This is a genomic window from Metallosphaera tengchongensis, from assembly GCF_013343295.1.
In the GTDB taxonomy this organism is placed as follows: domain Archaea; phylum Thermoproteota; class Thermoprotei_A; order Sulfolobales; family Sulfolobaceae; genus Metallosphaera; species Metallosphaera tengchongensis.
Genome location: NZ_CP049074.1, coordinates 929,403 through 952,283 on the forward strand (window position 1 = coordinate 929,403; position 22,881 = coordinate 952,283).

The window sequence follows — 22,881 nt, forward strand, 5'->3', positions numbered from 1 at the left end:
CTGCACCGCGCTTATCACTTGATCTCAATCTTGGAGGGCTTCACGTCGTTTATTACTCCTACACCCACGGTTTTACCCATATCTCGCATTGCAAATCTTCCTAATGCCGGGAATTCGCTAAACTTCTCCGCGCACAGCGGCTTTATGGGTTTAAACTTAACTATAGCTGACTCGCCCTGTTTGATAAACTGTGGGTTCTTCTCGGCCTCTTTTCCTGTCTTTGGATCTAACCTAGATACTATTTCTGAAACTCTACAAGCAATACTTGCAGTGTGGATGTGAACGACTGGAGTATACCCAACTGCCAATGCAGTGGGATGCCATACAACTATAACCCTCGCCGTAAATTCGTCGGCAACAGTGGGTGGGTTAGTAGCATGTCCTACAACATCTCCCCTCTTGACATCCTTCTTGTCAATACCCCTCACGTTAAATCCGATATTGTCTCCAGGTTCCGCCTTCTCTAGCTTAGTGTGATGAGTCTCTATGGATCTGACCTCCGCGGATTTTCCTGCAGGCATAAACACTATCTTATCCCCAACTTTCATTACTCCGCTTTCTACTCTACCTACTGGTACTGTACCGACACCAGATATGGAGTAAACTTCCTGAATTGGTAGTCTTAAAGGTTTGTCCACTGGCTTTGGAGGGATCTCAAGCATGTCCAGAGCCTCCTCTAAGGTAGGGCCGTTGTACCACTTCATGTTTTCCGATCTTTTGGTGACATTTTCACCAGTTATAGATACTATAGGTATAAACTTCACTTTACTCATATCGAATCCAAAGGATTTCATGAACTTCTCTACTGTTTCCTTTATTTCGTTGTACCTCTTCTGGTCGTACGCAGGATCAGTCGCATCCATCTTAGTTATGGCTACGATAACTTGGTTAAGGCCCATGGTTTTCGCAAGTATAATGTGTTCCCTTGTCTGTCCCTCGAGACTCATACCAGACTCGAATTCACCTTTCCTAGCTGATACTGCAAGTATAGCCGCATCAGCCTGGCTTGCACCAGTTATCATGTTCTTTACGAAGTCTCTGTGACCGGGAGCGTCTATTATAGTAAAGAAGTACTTCTTAGTCTCAAATTTCATAAAAGTAAGATTTATTGTTACACCTCTTTCTCTCTCTTCCTTTAACCTGTCTAGAAGGAAAGCGTATTTCTCTGATTCCTTACCAAGCTTCTTCGCGGCTTCCTCAGCTTCCTTTATTGTTTTTTCATCTAGGAAACCTCTATCCATCAACAGCCTTCCCACGAGCGTACTTTTTCCGTGATCTACGTGACCTATTACTATCAAATTCAAATGTGGCTTTTGAGACATCTAGCTCAACTCCTACCGACTTTAAAGACACTCAGTTAATAAAAGTTTAGCTATTTATCTAGAGCTCAAGGCTATTCTTTCTGTCTCCTCTTTCTTCCTTATGGCGAAACTTCTAGAGTCACCGCTTGCGGCTGCTATTAACTCGTCAGCTAGAGCTTCCTCAATGGGCTTAGGATTATTAAAGGACGAGGCCCTAGCACCATCAACTAGGTTTCTAAGGACTATATCGACTCTTCTTTGAGGAGAGACGTCCACAGCTACATAGTATACTATACCACCATACATAATTCTAGTCACCTCTTCTCTAGGCGCAGAGTTCTCTATAGCCCTGACTAGAATTTGCAAGGGATTTTGCCCTGTCCTAGCTTGGACTAGCTCAAAGGTTGCCTTTACTATGTTATAAGCAAGTATCTTTTTCCCCTTATTCTTTCCTGGTCTCATCAACTCATTGATTAGACGTTCCACAACGGACACTCTAGCCTTTCCGAACCTTCTGTGTTCATGCCTACCACCTGAGTGAGGTAGATAGACTGGAACCAGAGATATGTACTTTTTCAGACTTGGATCCCTGATTTCCACTTTAGTATCCCACTTACCAAATATCTTTAGGTCCAGGTTCGATAATTCGTAACTATCCATATCCACACTCACCGCTATTAGGATTTAACGGATTAAATATCTATTCATGAAGGGTTTAATAGCCTTGATGAAATAATTTAGTATATAATGATCGATCAAGATTTCATCAATGTAAGCAAGGTAGACGCTTTCATATCTCCTACCAGTGGAGTTCCTGTCATTGTGTGTTATCTAGAGGATGGGAGGGAATTCAATTTATTCTATGTTCCTCCAGATATAGTTAATGCAATTAATAAACTAATGAAGAATGAATCAACAGATTTTAATCTATCTGAAAAAGCGAGACGAGAGACTGTTTACGACATAATATCATTCATACCCGAGATTGCAGAATACTTGGAGAAGAGGATCACTAAGGTAGTTATAGACGGGATACTAGATGACATTTACATCGCTACTGTTGAGTTGAACTTCGGCGGGCTAGTCATTCAGAAGAGGATGATTCCAAGCCACGCCATATATTTAGCCCTTCTCACTAACAAACCTATAAAGGTAAAAAGAGAGCTTGTAGAGAAATCTTCCGACTGAGATTAGATTATCTCACTGGTTTCTGCTTCTTTCCCTTATATAATGAGTCTAAGGATACCCCATTTACCATTATTACCTTAAACCTTACGCCCGGCAAGTCGCCCATAGATCTACCTAAAGTACCTCCTATACCTGCAATTATAACTTCGTCGTGTTCATCAATAAAGTTTACGCCTCCATCACCGGGCACGAAAGCCGTTACTACCCTGCCATTTTTTACTAACTGAACCCTTACACACTTTCTCACTGCGGAATTGGGCTGCCTTGACTCTATCCCTACTTTCTCTAGAACAACTCCCCTAGCCATTGGGGCTCCTTGAAGAGGATCAAATCTCTTCTTCAATTGTAAAACTCTGGTTTTGAACCTTCTTTGGCTCCACCTAAACTTCAACCTTCTAAGTTTCAGCTTTCTCGCAGCGAAAATTCCTTTAGGAGACTTACCTGCCAAACGGACACCTCTTAGCTAATGATCACCGAGTCTATATCCATGTATCTTTTTAAAATTATTTTGGCCCTATTGGCATTCCTACCCGCTTTACCAATAGCTAAAGCCTTGTCCTGAGGATCAACCGTGATATAAACTATCTTCCTTGAATTGCTATCAATAGTCTTTACGCTCCTAACTCTAGCTGGAGACATTAGATTCTTTATGAGATCCTCAAGATTATCACTGTATGCTACAACTTCAATCTCTTTTCCTATAATTTTTCTGAGTTTCTTTATATTAATTCCGCCTTTACCAATGGCCATTCCCATATTCTCTGGATCGACTAGAAATATTATTCTGTTGCTCTCCTCGTCAATTACACAGTCCTTTACTGTAACTCTTGTGACATCTTGAAAAAGAGACATGTAACGCATTTCTTCTGGTGTTAACTTTATCTCAGGCAAAATTTTACCACCAATTTACTTATTTCCTAACTCCAGTATCCGGGAATCGCCAGTATCTTCTATTCCTATCGTAGAAATGAGGAAAGGCTTACCTACCAGAGTACCCAGTTCCCATCCACTACCCTTGTATTCAACTACCGGAACTCCGCTTAATGATGCATAGCGCATGATATCCTCCTTTATATCGCTCCTTAGAGTAGAAGCTACTACTACTCCTTTCAACTTTCCCATCTTAAGCAATTTGATTGACTTGTCGCTTCCAAGTACCACTTTCCCTGTCTTGAGAAGAACTTTAATTTCCGATTCGAACGTTACTGATTGTGACATTTCTTTTCACCTATTTCCAGGCCTCATTAAAAGTTCAACCATTCCAGTACCAAGCTTAATCGGTTGGCCAATAATAATGTTTTCTACTACACCTTTAAAGTCTTCCATGTCACCTCTTGCCGCAGCATCAAGAAGATGTTTCACGGTAACCTCAAAGGCTGCTCTAGCTAGGACGCTAGTCTTTTCTCCGGTAACTCCATGCCTACCTATTTGACGAACTTCACCTGTTCTTGTCATAATGTCAGAGACTAGCTCTATATGCCTAATGTCAACGTCTAGACCCTGCTCGTCTAGAACTCTCTTTATTTCCTTTGTGATAAGTTCTCTAGCTGCCTCGACTCCTAGAACGCTCTCCACTTCATGGAGGTTATTTGTCTCTACCTTTGAAATATCGACACCCTTAACCCCTAAAACGCCTTCCAGGTTAGATCCATCAGTGATTATTATATACTCTTCCTCAGTCTGATTTTCCTTTTTCTGTTCATCCCTCTTTCTAACTATGGCCCTCTTGATTCCCTTTATTCCCTTAATCTTAGCCGAAAGAATCTTTTCTCTCAACTTAAACAAACCCGTAATGCTGTCCACGTCTTCAAACGTAATTTCTATGGTGTCATCGCTTGTTTCCAACTTGTACTTGCCTAGTTTTAGTTTCTTTATAGCCTTTACTATTCTATCTATAGGATCTTCCTCACTCTCTTTATCTTCTGCACATTCGTTATCTTTATTTGCCAATTTCTGATCCCTTACCCTACCCAGCTTATCACTTACTAAGTCAGGATCTAAGTGGATGATAATGCTCATACTAGCAACGTCTAGATTTACCCCGCTGACTACGTTTTCTACTCTAGTGTACTCCAACTCTCTTGCAACCTTAAGAGCCTTACACTTATTCTTGGAGTACTCCTCTGTCAAATAGATTGTCATCATAGGTGTAGAGGGAACCTTTCTAGCATCCACGATCTCTATTAATCTAGGCAACCCCAACGTAACGTTAAGTTCCCTTACACCAGCGAAGTGAAAAGTCCTTAACGTCATTTGCGTTCCAGGCTCACCGATGGACTGTGCAGCGACTACTCCTATCGCCTCTCCAGGGTGTCCTAGAGAAGATAAATAGTCAGATACGGCCAAATTCAGTATCTCATCTATTTCATCTCTAGTAATCTCGACTTGCATACCTTGAATTGAGCTCTCCAACTTGGTGATCACAGCATCTGGCATCAACCCCTTAAGTTGGGAAATCTTTTGTGCCAGATACTCTTTGTCCTCTTCTCTTATCATGTTCTCACCTCTTCCAACCCACAACTCTTTCTAATATTCTATCCACATCTATAGTCTTGCCATGTGCACTATACATTGGATGAACACCGTCTCCCCCATAAAGGGTCTGAATTACTTCACCGTATAAAGTCCTAACTGTGCCGTCATATTCTATCCTCAAATCCGATAAAGCGTTTATTAGCCTTCTTTGCATGTAACCACTCTGGGACGTTCTTACTGCGGTATCCACTAATCCCTCCCTTCCACCAGCTGCATGGAAGAAGGTCTCGACAGGAGTAAGACCGCTCCTGAAAGAGGAGTAGACGAACCCTCTAGCCTCTGGCGATATGTCGCCAGGCTTGAAGTGAGATAGGGTCCTTGTTGAATATCCGCGTTTTATTCTTTCTCCCCTTACCGACTGTTGGCCCAACATAGCGGCCATTTGGGTAATGTTAAGAGGACTTCCCCTAGCTCCTGTTCTAGCCATGATATACACGTTATTAAAGGGGTCTAGATAGGTAGTCGCGATTTCTCCAGCCTCATTCCTCAATTTGTCCAATGCGTCAAGGATGTGACTTTCTAGGGTCTCCTCTAGAGTCCTCCCGGGAACCGGCTCCAGTTTGCGTTGTTTATACTGTTCAATTAGCTCTAAAACTTTCTTTCTAGCCTCACTTGCCCTCTCAGAGATCTTGGTGGATGCCTCAGGAGGAATTGTGACGTCGCTTAAGGTCATTGTCAGTCCGTGAAGTTCAATATATCTTAAGAATACCTTGAAGAGATTATCCATTAACCAAAGGACATAGTCCTCATGGTTCTCCCTAACCAGCCAGTGAAGTATGCTTTCTGCCTGTTGATTACCTAGAGCCTTCTTATCAAATACGCCCTCAAGCAATTTACCTTTCTTTATAACGACGTAAGAATCGTGAGGGCAATCCTCATCCTTGCACGATCTGGCACTGCTGGAGATATTGGCAGGGCCATGGAAATTAAAGGTCTCGGGCAAGAAGTAACTTACTATCTGTTTGCCTGTGTACAACCTCTTGGGAGAGAGTATTGCGGGCTCCCCTAATTTCTTGGTTATATCCGCTACCCCTAGTATCGTTTGAACCTCGTTTTCGGTAAGTAGGGTAGTTTTCACTGTCAACAGATAAGCTCCACTAATGTAATCTTGCGCTGAACCTATAATGGGACCACCATATCTAGGAGTAAGGATATTTCTGTGGACTATCATGAGCTCTTTGGTCTCTGCTATGGCTTCCTCAGACTGGGGTACGTGGAGATTCATTTCGTCACCGTCAAAGTCTGCGTTATAGGGCGGGCACACTAGAAGGTTAAGTCTAAAGGTTCTCCCTGGAAGAACTTTCACCTTGTGCCCCATCATGGATATCCTGTGAAGTGAAGGCTGTCTGTTAAAGATTACTATGTCTCCATCTACAAGATGTCTTTCTACCACGTAATTTGGAGTAAGGGCAGCAGCTAACTCCTTTCTATCCTTCACGTACCTAAGATCAATTCTCCTACCATCGTCTCTCACTATATAGTTAGCTCCTGGCCACTTCTCCGGTCCATTAATAACGTACTGTCTCATTCTTTCTATGTTCCACTTCGTAACTCTCTCTGGTACGGTTAATATTTGGGCTACGTCGTAGGGAACCCCTACCTCATCTATACTGATGTTAGGATCCGGCGAAATAACAGTTCTGGCCGAGAAATCTACCCTCTTTCCTGAAAGATTACCCCTGAATCTGCCCTCTTTCCCCTTAAGCCTTTGGGCCAGAGTCCTCAGAGGTCTCCCTGATCTATGTTTCGATGTAGGCAAGCCAGGTATTTCGTTATCGAAATAGGTAGCTACATGATACTGTAGTAAATCCCATAAATCCTCAACAATGAGCTGAGGCGCTCCTGCATCTATACTCTCCTTTAACCTCTCGTTTATCCTGACAATATCCACAAGTTTATGGGTCAAATCGTCTTCAGCCCTTATTCCGCTCTCGATCATTATGGAAGGTCTGATGGTAATGGGTGGAACTGGTAATACTGTTAACACAATCCATTCAGGTCTGCTGTTCTTAGGATCGTAACCTAGAAGCTCTATGTCCTGATCTGGTATTTTTTCAAGTCTTTCTCTAATGTCTGAAGGCATCAACCTAATTATTCCTTCTTTTCTCTCTTCATAGAAATTATAGGGCTTCTCAAGCTTTATCTTAAGTTGAGTTTCAGAGCAATGGGGACACTTGGTTGCCTTCATTGATGTCTTCTTAACGTGATCGATTAATCTCTTGGCTGCTGAAGGCCATCTCCTTTTTATTGCGTTATAAATCTTCCTGTATTTTTGTATTTCCTGTTCATTTATCTTTACTCTTCCGCATCTTCTGCATGAAGCCCTCAGGAGATCATAAACATGTTTTACAAAGCCTACATGTATTACAGGTCTTACTAGCTCGATATGACCGAAATGACCGGGGCAACTACCCAACACGTTTCCGCATACAGGACATTTTTGCCCTGGCTCAATTATTCCTAACCTAAAGTCCATTACACTTCCTTCAATTGGAGTACCATCTTCATCATAAACGTCGGCAGTTATTATTGCGGTTACCGACATTTTTCTTATTTCATCCGGGGATAATATCCCAAATCGAATACCTTTTATGATTTTTTCGTCAAGTCTATATCTTTCACTCATTGGAATCACCATTTACAGGTACTTTATCGCCTAGAACGAGCCTGGGTGCAATTACCATACTCATTAGCTCTTGAAGTAGTAACTTAAATGCATATGAAATTACAACAGGATATAGGGTAGTTTTATCCCCATGTATCGGGCAGACATACTTGTTCTTACTTCTGTCATACCAGCCCACATATCCACATTGTTCACATACGTAAACTGTAGCCCTATCGGAATTATCCAATAGTCTGTCCTTAATCAGCATTGCGGCCCCATATCCAATTAAACAATCCCTTTCCATCTCCCCAAACCTTAGTCCACCCTCTCGTGCTCTACCCTCAGTAGGCTGCCTCGTTAGTATTTGGACAGGACCTCTACCACGTCCATGCATCTTGTCAGCCACCATATGATGTAGCTTCTGATAATATACTATCCCGAAAAGTATCCTACCCTTTAATTTCTCTCCTGTTCTTCCATCGTAGACGACCTCGGATCCATCAGTTAAATAGTTATGATCCAACAACTTCCTTTGAATCTCTTCTATAGGAATATTATAGAATGGCGTTGCATCTATAGGCTTACCAGAGGCAGCAACGTATTTCCCTGCTAAAGCTTCCATAATTTGACCTACGGTCATCCTTGACGGAAGGGCGTGGGGATTTAGAATTATATCAGGCACCAGGCCTTTCGTTGTGTAAGGCATGTCCACCTGTGGTATTAGCATTCCCACTACTCCCTTTTGTCCGTGCCTTGTTGCAAACTTATCGCCAATTTCTGGTATCCTTAAGTCTCTAACTCTCACTTTTACTAACTTATTTCCCTCTGAAGTTTCAGTGACCAAAACTAAGTCTACGGTGCCTCTTTCTCCATGACGTGTTATTATGGATGTATCCCTTTTGGCCTGATCAGGAGATAGTTCCTTGAACTCCTGTAAAAACCTTGGCGGGCTGACCTTCCCAATAAGTACATCTCCACCTTTAACGTCAACCTCTGGTGGAACTATCCCGTTTGTTTCAAGAAGTCTGTAATAGTCCTTACCCTTATATCCCCTTACTCCAGCCTCAGGAAGGAGAATTTGATCTTCTTGCCCTCCAGGATATTTAATTTCTTCTGCCGAATACAATCTAAAGAACGTTGACCTAAACATACCACGTTCAACTGATGATTTGTTCATTATAACTGCGTCTTCCATATTATATCCAGTATATGACATCAAAGCAAAAATTGCATTATTTCCAGCAGGCCTTTCAGTGTATCCTATGGCTTCTAAAGCTCTAGTTTGTACTATTGGCCTCTGCGGATAATGAAGAAGATGAGCCCTAGTATCTGTTCTAATTTGATAGTTTGCAGCGTAGAGACCTAGAGCTTGTTTAGCCATAGCTGATTGATACGTATTCCTGGGCGATTGGTTGTGTTCAGGATAGGGTATAATGGAAGCTGTAATCCCAAGTATGGCAGGAGTCCATATCTCCAAATGCGTGTGGTCCTTTGTGACGTCCTTAGGTTCTAGGGCTACATAGGCATTTTCCTCTTCCTCTGCATCAAGAAACTCTATTTTCCCCTCCTTGATTAAAGTGTCAAACGTTATTTTTCCTTTCTTAAGATTTTCTATATCTTCTTTGGTAGCCAAAGGTTTCCCGTTTTTAACGACGATTAGGGGCCTCCTTACCCTTCCGCTATCTGAATTAATGTAAACTTCATTGAATGTATCTGTGACTAAATGGCTCACGTTAATCTCGTCGCTTATCTCTCCCTCCCTTCTCTTCTCCCTGATCTTTTCAGCTAATTCTTTTCCATCTGGGTAATAACCAACAAGTCTACCGTTAAGTATAACCTTAGCCCACGATTCGTAGTCCTCTACATTCTCCTCGCTATTTTTGACTTTCTTTATTACTTCTTCTATTGGTATGACTCCTAGATTATAGAGAACCTTCTCGACATTTTTCTCATTCACCCCTACAGATATTTGGGCCAATAATGAGAGGTTTTTTACTAGTCCGCTATTTGGACCCTCTGGCGTCTCAAATGGACACATCCTACCCCATTGAGTTCCGTGAAGGTCTCTAGCTTCAAAGTTAGGTTGCCCTCTAGCCAATGAAGAAACGACTCTCCTTAGATGGCTTAACATAGATAGCCAGTTTGTTCTGTCTAAGAGTTGGCTTACCCCTGTTCTACCGCCAACCCAATTTCCTGTAGCCAACGCATGCCTAACTCTCTCAGAAATTATATCAGGTCTAACTAAAGCGTTAATGGCCAGCCTTCTGCCTCTTATTTTAGATTTTTCCAATTGAAATACCAAGTCTTTCACAAAGGCCTTAAACGCTACCCTAAAGAGACTTGCGAAGAGGTCCCCTGCGAGTTTGAGCCTTTTATTTGCGTAGTGATCTTTATCATCAGGCGATCTCCTGCCAAGATGAAGTTCAATTAGTTTAGAGATAGCAAAGGCTAAATAGTACGCTTTGGCTATCCTGTCTGAAGGATTTGTACCTATATGTGGTAAGAAATACTTATCTAAGACCTGCTCTGCTTTCTGAATCCTCATTTCCTTCTTTTGACCTATAGCTACCCTATTTCCGATGAAGTCCAAAGCGTCCTCCTTGGTGTAAATTGAGCCTGCCTGCTCTAATGAGGGAAGAAGCTCATTTTGGATATCAACGTCCAAGGAAACAGCCAAGGTAATGTCCTGATCGGTTTCTAATCCCAAAGCCCTCATTATTATTGGAAAGGGAATCCTTCCTGGTACGGATGGGAAAGAAACGTGAATTGTGGAATCCTTGAGTCTTTCAATAGTTATAGGAACTCTGTAACCTGATGTACTAGATATTATTTTTGCGGTGTGAGTTATGTTTGACCCCGCTTTCCCCACATCAGTTAACACTCTGTTTGTTGCCAAGTCCTCCTGAGTTACAATAACTCTTTCACTTCCATTAATGATAAAGTAACCCCCGGGATCCTTTGGATCCTCCCCTATTTCCACCAGTTTCTCTTGGCTGTAATCGGATGTGGGATCTGCAGTCGACTTTAGCATTATAGGTATGTCTCCGATATGAACTTCAACTGGATCTCCCTCGATGTTGTTTTCAACGGGTATCATGGTGAGGTAAACAGGTGCTGAATAGGTCAGATTCCTCAACCTGGCTTCCATGGGAGTTATCTCCTTATCTCCTTTATCTGCCTCCCTAACCCTGGGTTTTCCAACCCTTATTTTACCTAACTTAATCTTTAGGCCAGGTATCTCAGTGGCAATTTCACCCTGCTCATCTATTATCTCTTGAAGTTTATTCTTAATGAAGTCGTTGAAGGAGTCCAGGTGTTGCCTGACCAGACCTCTGGACTTAAAGTAAGCCTCTACTATAACCCATCTATCATCAATGGATAGCATTTTCAACCACTCACCACGTATCTGTAAACTACAGACTCCTCTATCGTGTGACCTTTCCTAGTAATTTTTACTATATCACCAGGCCTAGCATTTATGGATCTCGCCATAGGATCGGAGGCCTTAATCCAAGGCAACTGCTCTGGCCCAATCCCGAGCTTCTTTAGAAGCTCATATGCCTCTTGAATCGAGAGAACTTCATGCTTAGGAACGAGAGCGTGCACCCTAGGATCTATCTTTTTAGAAGTTGAACGCATAACCATTACACCCTAGTATACTAGGCAAACCACCATATGGAGTATGCTTATAAAAATTTAAGCTATGCTAGACATCTGCCTTCTAGTTCTTTCAATTAGAGCTTTAGCGTTCTCAAACAGCTCCTCATAAGTTTTTGTAACTCTAGCAACTCCCTGTTGAATAGCCCTCATTCCCACCGCTGACGCTACTCTCGGATAGATTTCCCACTCTGTCATCTTAGGAATGATATAGTCTGCTGAAATACCTTTCTCTCTGACGTGACTGGCTAGTTCTCTCGCTGCGTCAATGACCATCTCATCTGTAATTGCTCTGGCCCTCACGTCTAAAGCTCCCCTAAAAACCCCTGGAAATATTAGGGAATTGTTTACTTGATTCGGAAAATCGCTTCTTCCAGTAGCAATTATCTTGGCGCCCGCCTCCTTTGCATCCTCCGGCCATATTTCTGGAACCGGGTTTGCTAGGGCGAATATAACTGCGTTATCGTTCATTAGTCTTATCCACTCTTTCTTTATGACGTTCGGACCTGGCTTCGAGGCAGCTATGAGAACATCGGCCCCTTTAAACGCGTCATCTATAGAAATGTTATTGTCACCATTAGTTTCCTTCATCAGCTCATATTTCCAGGGATTTTCGGTCTTCATTTTTTCGTAGTCATTTCTACTTTTATGAAGGACTCCTATAGAATCGATTAGTACCATATTCTTGTACGGTATACCATACTTGTTAAGAAGTCTGGCAGTGGCTATATTTGCGGCCCCGGTTCCAAAAAGGACAACCTTCACGTTATCTATCTTCTTTCCTGCCAGTTCGAGCGCGGTTATCAAACCGGCTAACGTCGCACCAGCAGTACCTTGTTGATCATCATGCCAGACTGGTATATCCATTATTGCCTTGAGTTTCTCTAGGACGTAAAAACACTTGGGGGATTCTATGTCCTCTAGATTCACTCCTCCGAAAGAGGGCTCTAATATCTTCACAGTCTCTACTATCTTGTCCACATCCTTAGTACCCACAGGCAATGGAACTGCATCCACTCCCCCTAAAAACTTGAAAATGAGAGCTTTGCCTTCCATCACAGGCATCGCTGCTTCAGGACCTATATCCCCCAGACCAAGAACCCTTGAGCCGTCTGTAATCACTGCTATGGCATTCCATCTATATGTATAATGAAATGAAAGCTCAGGGTTTTTCCTTATTGCTTGAGAAACAGCGGCCACGCCTGGAGTATATAAAGCCGAAAAATCTTCCAAAGAATTAACAGGAACTTTCGGCATCATCTGTATCTTTCCTTTATATTTCTTCGCGATGTCCAAGGCTCTATCTTCGAAATTAGCTACCATACTTCCCATTCATCTCAGACTAAACTTGCTTAAAAATAATAGACATTATTTCATGTAGTAACTTAGTGTGGTGATTCTAATTGTCTCAGTCAACTGTTAAGTTAAGACAGCCTATAGTAGTAGTATTGGGTCATGTTGACCATGGCAAGACTACTCTTTTGGACAAGATAAGAGGGACCGCAGTGGTAAAGAAAGAACCAGGGGAAATGACGCAAGAGGTAGGCGCTAGTTTTGTTCCGAGCAGCGTCATAGAAAAGGTCGCTGAGCCACTTAGAAACATTATACCAATAAAACTCGAGATTCCAGGACTTCTCTTTATAGATACTCCTGGGCATGAGCTCTTCTCCAACCTTAGGAAAAGAGGAGGGAGCGTTGCCGACATCGCCATTCTAGTCGTGGACATAACTGAAGGATTTCAAAGACAGACCACAGAGTCTATTAACATATTGAAAGAAAGGAAGGTCCCTTTCCTGGTCGCTGCTAATAAAATTGATAGAATTCCTGGGTGGAGACCATTAGAAAACCAACCTTTCACCATTTCCCTAAAGTCTCAGTCTCAAAACGTTCAGAAATCTTTAGATAACTATATTTACAAGCTTGTGATGCAATTAGCTGAGCTAGGCTTTAACGCAGAGAGATTCGATAGAGTAAAGGATTTTACGAAATATATCACTATAGTCCCAGTTTCAGGAAAGACTGGGGAGGGATTACCAGAGCTTCTAGCTTTACTTGCTGGCTTAACTCAGCATTACCTTAAGACAAGATTAAAAATTGCAGAAGGGCCAGCCAAAGGTGTAGTGCTTGAAGTAAAGGAAGAGCAGGGCTTAGGTCATACTATAGACGTCATAATATATGATGGAATACTAAGGAAAAACGACACTATAGTACTGGGTGGTCTGAACGGAGTCATTGTTACCAAGATAAGAAACATACTATTACCTGCACCTCTACAAGATATGAGAGTTACAAAATCAGGATATAGAGCTATTGATGAGATAGTTGCTGCAGCGGGAGTCAAAATTTCCGCGCCTGGTTTAGAGGAAGCTCTGGCAGGATCCCCGCTCTATAGCGTTGATACAGAGGATAGACTATCAGATGTCACCAAAACTATCTTGGATGAGCTTTCTAAGGTAAGATTTTCTAAAAACGACTCAGGAATAGTAGTTAAAGCCGATAGTTTAGGTTCCCTGGAGTCGCTAATAATGGGCTTTGAAAAAATAGGAATCCCTGTAAGAATGGCTGACATAGGGCCTATATCTAAAAGAGACCTAATAGAGGCAGAACTATCAGCTAAGGAGAATGAGGAATTCGGAATAATAGCTGCGTTTAGAGTAAAGCCGTTGCCTGGCCTTGACACATCAAAAGTCAAAATTATTTATAATGATATAATTTATCAATTGATAGATGAAACACAAAAATACATTGAAGATCTTAGGGAAAGAAGGAAGAGAAGGACATTGGACTCACTCATCCTTCCAGGGAAGTTGAAGATCTTGCCTGGATATGTGTTTAGAAGAAGCGATCCGGTTATAGTTGGAGTTGAGATTTTAGGAGGCGTAATTAAACCGAAATATCCCTTAATTAAAGAGGATGGTAAAAGGGTTGGAGAAGTTCTGGGAATTCAGGACAACAAGAAAAACGTGGAAAGGGCAACCAAGGGTATGGAAGTATCAATGTCCATAAAGGGAAATATAATGGTGGGAAGACATGTTCAGGAGGGCGATGTCCTTTACTCAGACGTACCTAAGGAAGATCTAGAAATTCTATTTAAAAACTATAAAGACTCCATTACCGAAGATATGATGGAAGTGGTCAAAGAAATAATAAGAATAAAGAGATCAGAAGATCCACTCTACGGTATCACTATCCAATAATCTCGCTTGGAGAGAAGAATAGAGACATCTCCTTCTTAGCTTTTTCTTCGGCATCGGAAGCATGAATTACATTCTCACCCTTACTCATGGCTAGATCTCCCCTTACTGTTCCAGGTAAGGCCTCCTTAGGATCCGTTGCGCCTATCATTGTTCTCATAACCTTTACTACTTCATCACCTTCTATTACCATACATACAACCGGTCCTGAACCAATATACTCAACTAAGTCGTTGAAGAAGGGCTTCCCAACATGCTCCTCATAAAGTTTATGCGCTATCTGTTTATCAATCCTTGTCATCTTCATAGCGACTATTTTGAGTCCCTTTCTTTCCAACCTTCCAATTATCTCTCCAATTAATCCTCTCCTGACCCCATCGGGTTTTATCATTACAAATGTTCTTTGGAGGACCAATTTACCTTACCCTCGAATATGATTCCGTCCACTTCAGCCTCTTTGGGTCTTTATGATATTTTAGCATATACTTCCTACATTTACTTGAACAGAACCAAAGAATACTTCCGTCATTTTTCACATACATTATACCGGTAGCCGGCGGTATTTCGCCACCACAGAAACTACATTTGTGGGAGGTAACCATATTGATCTAACCTAATTCTCAATATGAGTGAAGTATTTAAGTGAATTGCTGTGACCACTATATAAGGTAATGAAAGATGAGTGAAAAGCAACAGTCCTCCATTATAGAGGAATTCGGGTTTCCTGCAGAAGTAATCCAAATCTTAGATAGAACCGGAGTGACGGGAGAGGTCACTCAAGTAAGAGTGAGGGTATTGGAGGGAAGAGATAAAGGCAGAATACTAACAAGAAACATAAAGGGACCTGTAAGACTTGGTGACATAGTTATCCTTAGAGAAACTGAAAGGGAGGCAAGAAAGCTCACAACTAAGAGGTAACTATATGGCTATATTTTTATTAGATAAGCCTTTGTTTTTACATATTCTCACGCAACTAAGGGATGAAAGAACCGATCAAGTAGCTTTCAGGAAAGGAATGGTAAGATTAGGTAGACTCATAGGATACGAAATAGCTAACAGGTTGGACTTTGAAATAGTTGAAGTTAAAACTCCTATTGGGGTTAGCACTAAGGGACTTGTTATTAGGGATATAGATAACATTTTAATAGTGAATATTCTGAGGGCAGCGACGCCTCTGGTAGAGGGACTACTCAAGGCATTCCCTGCAGCTAAGCAAGGCGTTATTGCAGCATCTAGAATGGAGATTGGCGAATCACAGACCAGTTCCAGTCCTCCAACAGAAATGGATGTTAAGATTTCATATGAAAAGATGCCTAAAATTTCAAGTAAAGATATAGCCATTATTGCAGATCCTATGATAGCCACAGCAAGTACCATGTTGAGCGCTTTGCGTAGGGTATCTTACGCCAATCCAAGGCGTATTATTATAGCTTCTGTAATATCATCGAGTTACGGAATACGTAGAATTCAGAACCATTACCCTGACGTAGATATCTTCACTGTCTCCATAGATCCGGAGATTAACCTAAGCGGATACATTGTCCCTGGTTTAGGTGATGCCGGTGATAGATCCTTCGGATGAGGAACTTTTAAATCATGCAAAACGTATAGCCAAAAACTCATATTCTCCATTTTCAGGGCTCAAGGTAGGTGCAGCTATCTTAACGGAGAACGGAGAGGTAATTGTAGGGACTAACATCGAAAATTCATCATACGGTCTATCGATATGTGCGGAAAGGGTTGCTGTGTTTAACGCTGTAACTAGAGGTCTAAATAAATTCAAGAAAATTGCAATTTCATTAGAAAATGGTAAAGGAATAATGCCTTGTGGAGCGTGTAGACAGGTCTTGGCAGAATTTTCGAAAGATGTGATAGTAGTAACAAGGAATAATAATGGGGATATTATCGAATATAAGCTGAATGAACTCTTACCTGAATCATTTTCATTTAAGAGGTGACCATGGATGAACACAGAACCAAGAGCGAAAATTGGGCTTGAAGTCCATGTGCATATGACTACTCTTAAAACCAAGCTATTTTGTTCCTGTTCATCCACCTATACAGACCTCGAGCCTAACACGGACCTCTGTCCTGTATGTTTAGGGCTCCCAGGGGCAATACCGGTCCTAAATGAAGAAGCTCTAAGAAAAGCATTGATGGCTACATTAGCTCTTAATTGCGAGTATCCAAGTTATCTCATATTCACACGGAAACATTACTTTTATCCAGATATGGCTAAAAATTATCAAATATCTCAATACGATGGGCCAGGTAGTATGGCTATAGCCAAGAACGGTTACGTCATCATAGATAACAAAATCATTAGAATAAGACGAATTAACATAGAAGAGGATCCAGCTAAGACCATTTATCCAACTGGCTCCATGCTTACGAGTACTTATACGTTATTAGATTATAACAGGTCTGGAATGGGAATGTTAGAGATAGTAACTGAGCCTGATATTGAAACGTCTAGAGAAGCAAAGCTCTTTCTAGACAAGCTAAAGTCGATTCTGGAGCATCTAGAAATATGCGATTGTGACGTTGAAGGCTCAATGAGAGCTGACGTAAATATATCTGTGGAAGGTGGGGAGAGAGTCGAAGTAAAAAACGTTGGTTCCCCTAAGGACGTAAAGGACGTTATAGAGTATGAAGTAGCTCGGCAAAGAGCGGCTATACTCCAAGGCCAAAAAGTTACCAGAGAGACTAGGCATTGGGATTCAGCGAGAAGGATTACTGTTTCTTCAAGAGCTAAAGAAACCGATGAAGATTATAGATATTTTCCAGATCCTGATTTGCCCCCATATGAAATTAAACCAAGTTACGTTGAAGAAATAAGGAAAACTCTCCCCGAACTACCAGACGCTAGAGTGGAGAGAATGATCAAACAGTACGGAATAAGTAGGTACAATGCTACTGTTCTAGTTATGGATAAAGCTCTTGCTGACCTCTTTGAAGAAACAGGTAAAAAATATAAAAATTATGAAAAATTATCTAATCTTATAATAAACGATTATTTGAGATGGATTAACGATAGAAATATGAAAATAACTGAGTCTAAAGCAACTCCAGCTCACTTAAGCCAGCTCATGGAGATGATGGACATGGGAACTATAACGATTAAAATCGTGAAGGAAATACTTCCTAGAATTGTGTTAGAGGGTAAAATGCCAAAAGAGATCGTCGAATCAATGGATCTTACTACAATATCCGATGAGAAGTTAATAGAGGATATTATAGATCAAACCTTGGCTAAGGAACCTGATGTCTATGAGAAAGCCAAGAGAGATCCAAAGGTTATCAATTACCTAGTAGGCGTAGTCATGAAAAACACCAACAAGAGGGCTGATCCTAAGATAGTAAATGAATTAATCAGAAAGAAACTTAACCTATTAGGTCAGTAGATTGAATTTCATCACTAAATTTTCAGCACTTAAGATCCCAATCATCCGTATAATTCAAGTGGAAGGTGGCTTATTAATTGAATAGGGGTGTGAGCAAGGATAGGGATTTAAGGGACAGATTACTCGCGACCGACTTACTTAGAGAATTAAAGGCAAGTTACACTTACAAGGAACTGTCAAAAATATTAGGCTTACAGGAGAGTCTCCTTTGCAGATATGTTAATGGGACAACTGTTCCCAGCGAGCAACAAGCTCGAGATCTCATTGAAAAAATAAAACAAAAGAACTTTATTACCAAGTTCTTTTTGAACAAAATTAAGACTTTTCCAGATTCGTTCATAGATACCTCAGAACTTCTTCATTACCCCAACATGTTAAGACTACTTTTAGAAGACTACTTATCAAAATACAGCGAAGTGAACAAGGTAGTAGGAATAGCAAACAATGGTATCCCATTCGCTACATTAGTTTCCGTTACCTTGAATAGACCGCTGATAGTAGTAAAGAAACATCGAGACTCGGTCTATCTTGAATACTTGGAGGAGAGCCTCAGAGAGTCAGATAGCATAGTATCGAATCTATATGTTAGGAAATCCTTTATTTCTAAAAGCGATAAGATTCTAATTGTCGATGACGTTATGAAGACCGGAAAGACCATCATTTCTACAACTAAGCTAATTAGGAAAGGAAACGGATTAGTAAAAGGAGCTTTCGTGATGGTAACAGTAGGTAAAGCTCCTGTAAGTTTAGAAGATGTTGAAGTAGAGGCGGTATTTAGACTTTGACCGTGGCAAGGTTAGGAACCAACGTTTATTTAGTGGGTAGTAGAGAGCAAGGAAATAACGGGAATTCATATCTTGTGGGCTTCAATGAAGGTTTCGTAATAATAGACTCTGGGGGGATAAGTGACCCATTAAACGTGGCCAGAAATGTACTTGAGGTAGTTTCAAGGAAAGACTTGAAATATCTGATTTTAACCAGTTGCATCCCTGATGCCGCTGCAGGTGCAAAATTCCTAGCGGAGACTTTGGGAGTTAAGTTATTGATACATGAATTAGACGCCAGCTGGGTAAGGAAAGGGAACTGCATGGGAATAGAATATCCTCCTGTCTCCCCCTTTATGGTTTTGAGAGGAAATATAGAAAAAATAGGGGATCTATTAATTCTACGAACTGGAACTCCAACCAAAGGCTCCATAATGACGATCAAAGGAGATTATCTTTTCTCAGGCTCATCTAGGATTTCGATTCTAGACACAAAAAGAATTAAGTATGTTTTCGGGCTTTATGAATACTCGAGGTCTAACAAACATGGTTTTTGAAGAACTATGTGGCTCGTGTTTTAGGCTTAAGTTAGTGAAGTTCTGCGAAATTAGAGAAATCAACGTGTGCCCGGATTGTTGCACTACTTGCAGACTTAGGGATAAGTGCGACTTAAGAGTATGGTTTTATACCTTGAGACCGCCAATTCCTAAACCATGAGACCTTATGTTATCCTATCTAGCACAATGACAATAGACGGAAGGTTAGCGTCTAGAGATTCATATAGTGAACTAAGTTGCCGGTATGACAAGGAAAGACAACACATTTTAAGGAGCGAAGTTGATGCCGTTATGGTTGGGGCAAATACAGCAAGGATAGATAATCCTAAATTGACGATTAAATATTCTATGGGCCAAAATCCTCTAAGAGTAATAGTAACAGCTTCTGGTAAGCTAGATGAGAATTTAAGGGTATTTGAGGTTCCACCACCAACTGTCGTGTACACAAAAAATCCAAAGGAATTAGATCATCTTGTAGAGAAAGGGGTTAAGATAAGAATTTTCTCTAAGACATGTGAAATTCTGGAGGATCTATATTCATTCTTTCAGGTTAAGAAGGTTATGGTTGAGGGTGGAGGAAAACTCAATTGGTCCCTCCTAAAGGAGAATTGCATAGACGAGATAAGGCTGACTATATCCCCTAAAATATTTGGGGCTGGAGTATCAGTTTTCGATGGAGAGGGATTTCCTGGAGCGTTATCCCCTACATTCAAACTGTTTTCTGCATATCTTTGCCAATGTAGAGAAGAAATAGTTATTACGTATAAAAAAATTAATAAAAAATAATATTTTACTCCTGGAAGTATTTATAGGTCTGCTTGTATATTTCTCCCTTTTCAAGAGCACTTGCTACTCTTCTGTACTTCATGGCATCGCCTAGGCTATTCTCACCATACTTCTTTATCCAATCATCTAGAGGTATCTGATATTCTCGTAATACTTTATCCCTGTAAAGGTCGTTAAGTACATTGTACGTGCAGAAGGGGATAACTCTACCATCTGGAACTACATAATGTATGTCGCATCTCATTACCCTATTGATATCATAGTTATAGAGATCCATAAAGTGCATAGTTCCTAAGAACAATGTCCTATAGTGCCACTCTCCAAGTGCCTCGTAATTATGACTAACCACCACATTATAGAGCATCTTGTAAACGTCGAAGTCCTTAGGTCCCTTCTCCTTATCGATGAACTTCCTGATGTTATAAAGAAGCTTCAACCCGACCCAATACTTGCTGGTCCCTTCTCTCAGTTCCTCAGACTTCTCCTTGAAGTATTCTAGTAATCCCTCTAAATCGATAAACTTGGATATAGGTATGAAGTGAGGTTCGTTGTCCTTCCATTCCACGTACACATAAGTACCTGCACCGCAACTTGGGTGATTGGCCATCTCAAACTGCTCCTTTCCTGTTAAGGCCTCCACGAGCCTGGAGAACACAACAGAAGTTCCTATGGGATACCAACTATCTCTGGTTATTTCTCCATCCGTTTGATCCTCAACGTTCTTCAGAACCTCTGGAATTGTTATCCTGAACTTAGCTCTCATGTTTCTCTTCATCATTCCCGTTAAACTCACAGGCTGGAAATTGATAGCTCTTACGACGTCCATATTTCTGGCAGCAAACTTTACAATATTTCCTAGATCATGATCATTTACTGTCTTAATAACTGTAGGAACTAGAACAACGCTGGTCATTCCTGCCCTTCTGAATACTTCTAAAGTATATGGAACCTCCCAATGGTTTTTAGGGTTAGTCTTTCTAGTAGTTCCGTCGAAACTCATGTAGACAGTGTTTACTCCGGCTTCACGTAAAGCCACAGCGTATCTTACGGCCTTGTCTGGATCGCTCATATACATCTTGGCAAATGTACCACCCCAACTATTGAGTTGGACGTGTTTTACTCCAGATTCCCTCAATAGCTTAATTACCTCGATGATGTCTTCTCTAAGAGTAGGCTCTCCTCCAGTCACTTGGATAACCAAAGTTGTATCTTGCCTCTTAAGCTGATCCACCATGAACTTTATTTGCTCTAGGGTCGGCTCGAAGACATATCCAGCTTTCTCTGCGTAGAAGAAGCAATACCAACAAGACAAATCGCATCTATTGGTTATTACAAGGTTAACCAAGGCTGAATGCTGATGATGCATTGGGCATAGCCCACAATTGTAGGGACATGGCGATTTCAAATCCACGTAAGGTACCTTCGGCCCCTTACCTTCATACTCCCAATAGTCGAACTTGTAATACATCCCTACGTCTCCGTAATAAAGGTCTTCAAACTCTCCATGATCAGGGCATATTTTCCTAATATACATTTTTTCATTTTTCTCAAAAATTGTAGCAGGAAGCAGTCTGTAACATGCCGGACAAAGGGAGTGGGTAACTCTAATTAGCTTCTCATCTTCTGAAAGCTTAGGTAAGGGTCCGCCTATTTTAATATCCCTATCCCCAAACTTTACTACTCCGTCTTCAAACTTAGAAGGCGCTGGTAATAATCTAAAGCCATTACTCTTTTCCTCCACTTGAGCCATGCAGATCTAGTGATCAATTGTTAGCACTATATATAAGTCTATTCACCCAATAAACGGGTTATTTGGTTAAAACCAACCTTTAAAATTGTCCCAGCCATGAATTTCTAACATTTTGGAGTTAAGAGTTATTGATTTGGATTCGATGACCTCACCTATTCTAATGACATTCAACCCGTCGGATTTTGCAATTTCCTCAAACATTTTTGAATTCGGTTTCTTTACTACAAAAATTGTCTCATACTCTTCTCCGCTGAACTTGAGTATATCCTCGATTCCATAGGTCCCATTATCAACCAACTCTTGAGTAAAGTCAATTAAAGGTATTTGGTGTAAATTCACGCCGTTTCCTAAGTAATTAATCATTTTCTTCAAAGTAACCAATAATCCGTCACTGATGTCCGTTGAGAATGCGACAACCCCACAGGCCTTTTTATGTAATTTTATTAATGTCCTGTTAACAATAGGGTGCATCAATTTCTGTTTAGCTTCATTAAGGAGAGGGACTTTACCTTTAGAGGTATACCATAAAAATGCGTTAGTGGTGTAGCCTAACTTTCCTGTGATAAAAATTATGTCACCGGGCTCTGGCTTAGGTCTGTCATGGCATATGAGTTCCCCGCATCCAACAATATCTATCCAACCACTTCCATTGGTGGAGTTTGTATCCCCACCAACATAGGAAGATTCATAGTAGTCCGCTGCATCTTTAATCCCTTTCATTAACATTTGTGCTTCATCAACTTCCAGTTCAGGATTCAAACCGACAGAGGAAAGAATAAATTTAGGAACCGATCCTGAGGAGATTAGGTCGCTAAAAGTTGCCACTACAGCCTTCCAGCCTATATCGTAAAGATCCATGAATGGAAGAGTGTTACTTATAGGAAACCCATCTACTTTGAGTACAATACCGTCATGAACATAGACATCGAGATTTACATCAGTTGAGACATATCTTGAGATCACATCCTTGATGAAGCCATGTTCTCCAATCTCCTTTAATTTCATTATATCACCTAACGATAAAAGCCGCCGGCGGGATTTGAACCCGCGACCACCGGCTCCCACGGAAGCCTACGAGGCCGGCGCTCTACCAGCTGAGCTACAGCGGCATAATCAATGATGTTAACAAATGATATT

General features: G+C 41.1%; 23 protein-coding genes and 1 tRNA gene. 9 read left to right on the forward strand and 15 right to left on the reverse strand.

Going from position 1 to position 22,881, the window contains the following annotated elements; all coding sequences use genetic code 11:
* Positions 1-14: 14 nt before the first annotated feature.
* Positions 15-1,322 (reverse strand): translation elongation factor EF-1 subunit alpha, encoded by a 1,308-nt coding sequence (gene tuf / locus GWK48_RS05005; protein WP_174630192.1) that lies wholly within the window; start codon positions 1,320-1,322, stop codon positions 15-17.
* A gap of 54 nt (positions 1,323-1,376) precedes the next feature.
* The gene (locus tag GWK48_RS05010; protein WP_174630194.1) at positions 1,377-1,961 is read right to left on the reverse strand and encodes a 30S ribosomal protein S7; all 585 of its coding nucleotides are present in this window, start codon (positions 1,959-1,961) and stop codon (positions 1,377-1,379) included.
* An 87-nt stretch (positions 1,962-2,048) separates the two neighbouring features.
* On the opposite strand from GWK48_RS05010, the gene GWK48_RS05015 reads away from it, so the two are divergent.
* The gene (locus GWK48_RS05015) at positions 2,049-2,489 is read left to right on the forward strand and encodes a bifunctional nuclease family protein (protein ID WP_174630196.1); all 441 of its coding nucleotides are present in this window, start codon (positions 2,049-2,051) and stop codon (positions 2,487-2,489) included.
* A 7-nt stretch (positions 2,490-2,496) separates the two neighbouring features.
* Here GWK48_RS05015 and GWK48_RS05020 read toward each other — a convergent pair whose 3' ends face one another.
* From GWK48_RS05020 to GWK48_RS05055, 8 genes are read right to left on the reverse strand one after another with little or no spacing between them, the layout of a single operon-like run.
* A complete protein-coding gene (locus GWK48_RS05020; protein WP_174630198.1) occupies positions 2,497-2,937 on the reverse strand; it encodes a 30S ribosomal protein S12 in 441 nt (146 codons plus the stop codon).
* Between the two features lie 11 nt (positions 2,938-2,948).
* Positions 2,949-3,380 carry a NusA-like transcription termination signal-binding factor gene (locus tag GWK48_RS05025; protein WP_174630200.1) on the reverse strand — a complete coding sequence of 144 codons (432 nt, stop codon included), beginning with the start codon at positions 3,378-3,380 and terminating at the stop codon, positions 2,949-2,951.
* 15 nt (positions 3,381-3,395) lie between these two features.
* Positions 3,396-3,707, reverse strand: coding sequence for a 50S ribosomal protein L30e (locus GWK48_RS05030; RefSeq protein WP_174630202.1), 312 nt, complete (start codon positions 3,705-3,707; stop codon positions 3,396-3,398).
* Between the two features lie 6 nt (positions 3,708-3,713).
* Complete coding sequence (gene rpoA2 / locus GWK48_RS05035) at positions 3,714-4,985, reverse strand: DNA-directed RNA polymerase subunit A'' (RefSeq protein ID WP_174630204.1); 1,272 nt, start codon at positions 4,983-4,985, stop codon at positions 3,714-3,716.
* A 4-nt stretch (positions 4,986-4,989) separates the two neighbouring features.
* Positions 4,990-7,650 (reverse strand): DNA-directed RNA polymerase subunit A', encoded by a 2,661-nt coding sequence (gene rpoA1 / locus GWK48_RS05040; RefSeq protein WP_174630205.1) that lies wholly within the window; start codon positions 7,648-7,650, stop codon positions 4,990-4,992.
* A complete protein-coding gene (locus GWK48_RS05045) occupies positions 7,643-11,017 on the reverse strand; it encodes a DNA-directed RNA polymerase subunit B (RefSeq protein WP_174632552.1) in 3,375 nt (1,124 codons plus the stop codon). The genes rpoA1 and GWK48_RS05045 overlap by 8 nt, the downstream gene beginning before the upstream one ends.
* Positions 11,018-11,019: 2 nt before the next feature.
* Positions 11,020-11,271, reverse strand: coding sequence for a DNA-directed RNA polymerase subunit H (locus tag GWK48_RS05050; RefSeq protein ID WP_174630207.1), 252 nt, complete (start codon positions 11,269-11,271; stop codon positions 11,020-11,022).
* Between the two features lie 57 nt (positions 11,272-11,328).
* On the reverse strand, positions 11,329-12,612 hold the full coding sequence (locus tag GWK48_RS05055; protein WP_174630209.1) for an NAD(P)-dependent malic enzyme: 1,284 nt from the start codon (positions 12,610-12,612) through the stop codon (positions 11,329-11,331).
* A gap of 80 nt (positions 12,613-12,692) precedes the next feature.
* Between GWK48_RS05055 and infB the strand changes: the two genes are divergently transcribed.
* The gene (gene infB, locus GWK48_RS05060; RefSeq protein ID WP_174630211.1) at positions 12,693-14,486 is read left to right on the forward strand and encodes a translation initiation factor IF-2; all 1,794 of its coding nucleotides are present in this window, start codon (positions 12,693-12,695) and stop codon (positions 14,484-14,486) included.
* On the opposite strand, the gene ndk is transcribed toward infB, so the two are convergent.
* Both ndk and GWK48_RS05070 read right to left on the reverse strand, forming a co-directional pair.
* Complete coding sequence (gene ndk, locus GWK48_RS05065; RefSeq protein WP_174630212.1) at positions 14,476-14,898, reverse strand: nucleoside-diphosphate kinase; 423 nt, start codon at positions 14,896-14,898, stop codon at positions 14,476-14,478. The two genes, infB and ndk, sit on opposite strands and share 11 nt — an antisense overlap.
* 1 nt (position 14,899) lies before the next feature.
* Positions 14,900-15,085 (reverse strand): 50S ribosomal protein L24e, encoded by a 186-nt coding sequence (locus tag GWK48_RS05070; RefSeq protein WP_174630214.1) that lies wholly within the window; start codon positions 15,083-15,085, stop codon positions 14,900-14,902.
* Positions 15,086-15,161: 76 nt separating this feature from the next.
* Between GWK48_RS05070 and GWK48_RS05075 the strand changes: the two genes are divergently transcribed.
* The 7 genes from GWK48_RS05075 to GWK48_RS05105 all read left to right on the forward strand — a co-directional run bounded on the left by GWK48_RS05075 (position 15,162) and on the right by GWK48_RS05105 (position 19,994).
* Positions 15,162-15,401 carry a 30S ribosomal protein S28e gene (locus tag GWK48_RS05075; RefSeq protein WP_174630215.1) on the forward strand — a complete coding sequence of 80 codons (240 nt, stop codon included), beginning with the start codon at positions 15,162-15,164 and terminating at the stop codon, positions 15,399-15,401.
* A gap of 4 nt (positions 15,402-15,405) precedes the next feature.
* Positions 15,406-16,065 (forward strand): uracil phosphoribosyltransferase, encoded by a 660-nt coding sequence (gene upp, locus GWK48_RS05080; RefSeq protein WP_174630217.1) that lies wholly within the window; start codon positions 15,406-15,408, stop codon positions 16,063-16,065.
* Positions 16,040-16,441, forward strand: coding sequence for a cytidine deaminase (gene cdd, locus GWK48_RS05085; protein WP_174630219.1), 402 nt, complete (start codon positions 16,040-16,042; stop codon positions 16,439-16,441). The genes upp and cdd overlap by 26 nt, the downstream gene beginning before the upstream one ends.
* Positions 16,442-16,447: 6 nt before the next feature.
* Positions 16,448-17,887, forward strand: coding sequence for an Asp-tRNA(Asn)/Glu-tRNA(Gln) amidotransferase subunit GatB (gatB, locus tag GWK48_RS05090; protein WP_174630220.1), 1,440 nt, complete (start codon positions 16,448-16,450; stop codon positions 17,885-17,887).
* A 77-nt stretch (positions 17,888-17,964) separates the two neighbouring features.
* Entirely contained in the window at positions 17,965-18,672 is a 708-nt protein-coding gene (locus tag GWK48_RS05095) for a phosphoribosyltransferase family protein (protein ID WP_174630222.1), read from the forward strand.
* A gap of 2 nt (positions 18,673-18,674) precedes the next feature.
* Positions 18,675-19,208: an MBL fold metallo-hydrolase gene (locus GWK48_RS05100; protein WP_246263932.1), complete on the forward strand. Its 534-nt coding sequence runs from the start codon at positions 18,675-18,677 to the stop codon at positions 19,206-19,208.
* A 156-nt stretch (positions 19,209-19,364) separates the two neighbouring features.
* Positions 19,365-19,994 carry a 2,5-diamino-6-(ribosylamino)-4(3H)-pyrimidinone 5'-phosphate reductase gene (locus GWK48_RS05105; RefSeq protein ID WP_174630226.1) on the forward strand — a complete coding sequence of 210 codons (630 nt, stop codon included), beginning with the start codon at positions 19,365-19,367 and terminating at the stop codon, positions 19,992-19,994.
* A 4-nt stretch (positions 19,995-19,998) separates the two neighbouring features.
* Here the strand turns inward: GWK48_RS05105 and tes are convergent, their stop codons facing one another.
* From tes to GWK48_RS05120, 3 genes are all read right to left on the reverse strand, one after another.
* Complete coding sequence (gene tes, locus GWK48_RS05110; RefSeq protein WP_174630228.1) at positions 19,999-21,744, reverse strand: tetraether lipid synthase Tes; 1,746 nt, start codon at positions 21,742-21,744, stop codon at positions 19,999-20,001.
* 66 nt (positions 21,745-21,810) lie between these two features.
* Complete coding sequence (locus GWK48_RS05115) at positions 21,811-22,749, reverse strand: thiamine-phosphate kinase (protein ID WP_174630230.1); 939 nt, start codon at positions 22,747-22,749, stop codon at positions 21,811-21,813.
* A gap of 19 nt (positions 22,750-22,768) precedes the next feature.
* Positions 22,769-22,853, reverse strand: a tRNA-Thr gene (locus GWK48_RS05120).
* Positions 22,854-22,881: the final 28 nt, after the last annotated feature.